The organism is Ideonella sp. P3_A4, from assembly GCF_056403075.1.
Genome location: NZ_JBFUGE010000756.1, coordinates 1 through 2,613 on the forward strand (window position 1 = coordinate 1; position 2,613 = coordinate 2,613).

The 2,613-nt window shown below is 63.5% G+C and carries 4 protein-coding genes and 1 pseudogene; 4 read left to right on the top strand and 1 reads right to left on the bottom strand.

Annotated features, from left to right (window positions below; all coding sequences use genetic code 11):
• Nucleotides 1-277 (top strand): annotated as a pseudogene (locus AC1DYI_RS32255) (hypothetical protein); the annotation flags it as partial.
• An 83-nt stretch (nt 278-360) separates the two neighbouring features.
• Nucleotides 361-1,125, top strand: a complete 765-nt coding sequence (locus AC1DYI_RS32260) for a S1 family peptidase (RefSeq protein ID WP_477208194.1) — start codon at nt 361-363, stop codon at nt 1,123-1,125.
• Nucleotides 1,126-1,508: 383 nt separating this feature from the next.
• Here AC1DYI_RS32260 and AC1DYI_RS32265 read toward each other — a convergent pair whose 3' ends face one another.
• Complete coding sequence (locus AC1DYI_RS32265; protein WP_477208195.1) at nt 1,509-1,763, bottom strand: hypothetical protein; 255 nt, start codon at nt 1,761-1,763, stop codon at nt 1,509-1,511.
• Between the two features lie 154 nt (nt 1,764-1,917).
• Here AC1DYI_RS32265 and AC1DYI_RS32270 point away from each other — a divergent pair, with 154 nt between their 5' ends.
• Both AC1DYI_RS32270 and AC1DYI_RS32275 read left to right on the top strand, forming a co-directional pair.
• Complete coding sequence (locus AC1DYI_RS32270) at nt 1,918-2,157, top strand: hypothetical protein (protein ID WP_477208196.1); 240 nt, start codon at nt 1,918-1,920, stop codon at nt 2,155-2,157.
• Nucleotides 2,158-2,196: 39 nt separating this feature from the next.
• A complete protein-coding gene (locus AC1DYI_RS32275; RefSeq protein ID WP_477208197.1) occupies nt 2,197-2,538 on the top strand; it encodes a hypothetical protein in 342 nt (113 codons plus the stop codon).
• The last annotated feature ends 75 nt before the right edge of the window (nt 2,539-2,613 follow it).

The window sequence follows — 2,613 nt, forward strand, 5'->3', positions numbered from 1 at the left end:
GGCTGCAGTTGGCACCACCCTGGCGCTGCCGGGTCTGGGCCTGGTCATTGCCGGCCCGTTGGCCGCAGCGGTCGCAGGCGCCGGTGCCGGTGCCGCCGGCGGTGGCTTGATCGGTGCTCTGATCGGCTGGAGCATGCCGGAAGAGCGGGTCAAGCGCTATGAGGAAGGCATCCGCAACGGGGGCATCCTGATGGGTCTGAACGCTCGCAATGACGACGACGCTGCCCATCTGGAAACCCAGTGGAAGTCAAGCAACGGCCAGCACGTGTATCGTTGACTGACTTCTGTCTGATGTGACAACGGCGACTGCCTCGTGGCAGTCGCCGATTTTCGTTTGAGCTTGCACCACCAAGGATTCCCATGCCGCTGATCGACCCCCTGTTGCTGGCGACTGCTCGGCTGTCGACCTTCTCTGGTGACAGCGGGCTGACCAACGCCAGCGGCTTCTTCTTTCAGCGCGACGAGCGCTTGTTCCTGGTCAGCAGCCGGCATGTCTTTGTCGACAGCGACTCCGGGCACCTGCCTGACCGGCTGGAGGTGGAACTTCACCTCGATGCCAACAATGTGACGCAAACGATTGGTCTGTCGATCCTGCTCTACAAGGACGGGCGTGCCGTGTGGCGCCAGGGGCGCGACAAGGACAGCGAGATCGACGTCGCCGTGTTGGAGATCGAACGCTCAGCCTTGCCTGAAGGGGTGGCGTTGCGCGCGTTCTCGCCCAAGCACCTGGCGTCAGACAGCGACGAGATTCCGCTTGGCCAGTCGTTGCTCATTCCCGGCTTTCCGCTGGGCTTTCACGACGCCGTCCATCACCTGCCAGTGGTGCGGCATGCCATCCTCGCGTCGCCGTGGGGGTTGCGCTTCCAGAGCCGCGCCTACTTCCTGACCGATGCGCGCACGCACCGTGGCAGCAGCGGCGCACCGGTGGCCCTGCGATGTGCCACGGAGCACTTGCAGGATGACGAGTTACCCTGGAAGTTGCTGGGCATCCATTCGTCGCGCATGGACATGGGCGATYGCCATCCAACCCAGGATGAATCACTGGGGCTCAACATCTCCTGGTACCCCGACATCCTGCTCACGCTGACCGATCTGCCCACGCCGGCGGATTCACCAAGCAGCTGACCTCACTGGCAAGCGCATCAGCAGCGCGGCGCGATTCATGCTTTCACACGGCGGCGGTGCCCCTGTGAATGCGCCCGCGGCGCAAACTGGCGTGCGGGCACCCCGCTGTTCAACGGATCGATCGAGGCATGGCGCGCGCAGACTGGCGCGAACCATAGAGGTATCTCTTCATGTCTCGCCGACCCGTCTTGCGTGCCTACCTCGTGGGGCTTTCCTGCACCCTCCTGGGCGCCTGGGGCACTGAGTCCACGGGCTCAATGCTTCCGCTCGCGTTGGGCGCCGCAGCCACGGTCATGCAAACCGTCGCCACGGTCAAGGYGGTCTGGCAACGTTCGTAGATCCAGACCCTCTGCCGGCGTTTCTGAGGCCGGCTGCCACTGCGTTCAGTGGCGCGTCTGCTTGCCGAGGTCCACGGTTCGCGTGGGCTGCGACGCCGTGTCCTCATTGTCCGGCGCGTCGAGCCAGCGACGAATTTGAGTTCGCGTTCCCACGGCGACGAACCGGGGAGGGCCGTCGTCCTCGGCCATGGGAAGCGCGAAGCCCAGACTCTCCTCGTGGTCCATCAGATCCAGAACCGCAAGTCGGACCATCAGTTCGAGAGCCCTTTTCTTTGCATCGATGGGGTGTTGCGAACTCATGGCGAGTTGCAGGCAATCGGCGTGCCTCACTGCCGAGATCGCTCCTCGGTGCCGCGGGAACTTCGATCAGTGTTGGCTGGCGCACCGAACGAGGTCGTGGCACGGGGCTACGCTAGCTTCTGGTTTGCATCACAACCATTGCCATGGCCCCCTTATGTACGACGACCCTTTCACCCAAAGCTTTCTGGCGATCATTCGTCGCCGACTCAAGGAGCACGAGACCAAGTTCCCCATGCAAATGGTTCGGCTGAAAGCGGAAGTGCTGGCGGCCAACGCGGCCTTCCGTTCGGCCGCAACGGATGATGACCGCGATCGGGCAATTGAGCGCGAGAACTCGGCGGTTGCAGGCCTGTTGTCCGGCCGACCGAAGCTGACTCTCAGGACCACTGGCTGAGGCTGCGACCCCCAATGCGCATTCGAAGGGGAGGCGCGAATGAATGCATCCGTCACGCCAGTCTGCACGTTTGAAGTCCAGATCGATGGAGAAGAAGACAAGCGCACCGTGCAGACGCGCGTCGAGGCGCTGACCCGGTTGCTGGTGCGCTCTGAACACGGTGGCGTTCAGTTCCAGGGCTGGCTCTTTCGCAGCGCATCCGCCAAGCTTCCCGACGATGGCTCCGATGACCGGATGATCGTGAGATTGGTGAGTGGCGTCGAATTGCCCAAAGCGGTGAACGAGAAGATCAATCCGCGCCAGCTTTTCGAAGACGCTCTGACCCTTCCGTCACGACTAGGGGTGGTGCCGGGCGTCTGGCTCGAGCGATCGCCCGTGTGAGCAAGCCCGGGGCCGCAGTGCTGCTGCCAGCGCGAGGCAGCACCCATGTGTGCGTTGCCGCACAGACACCGCCTC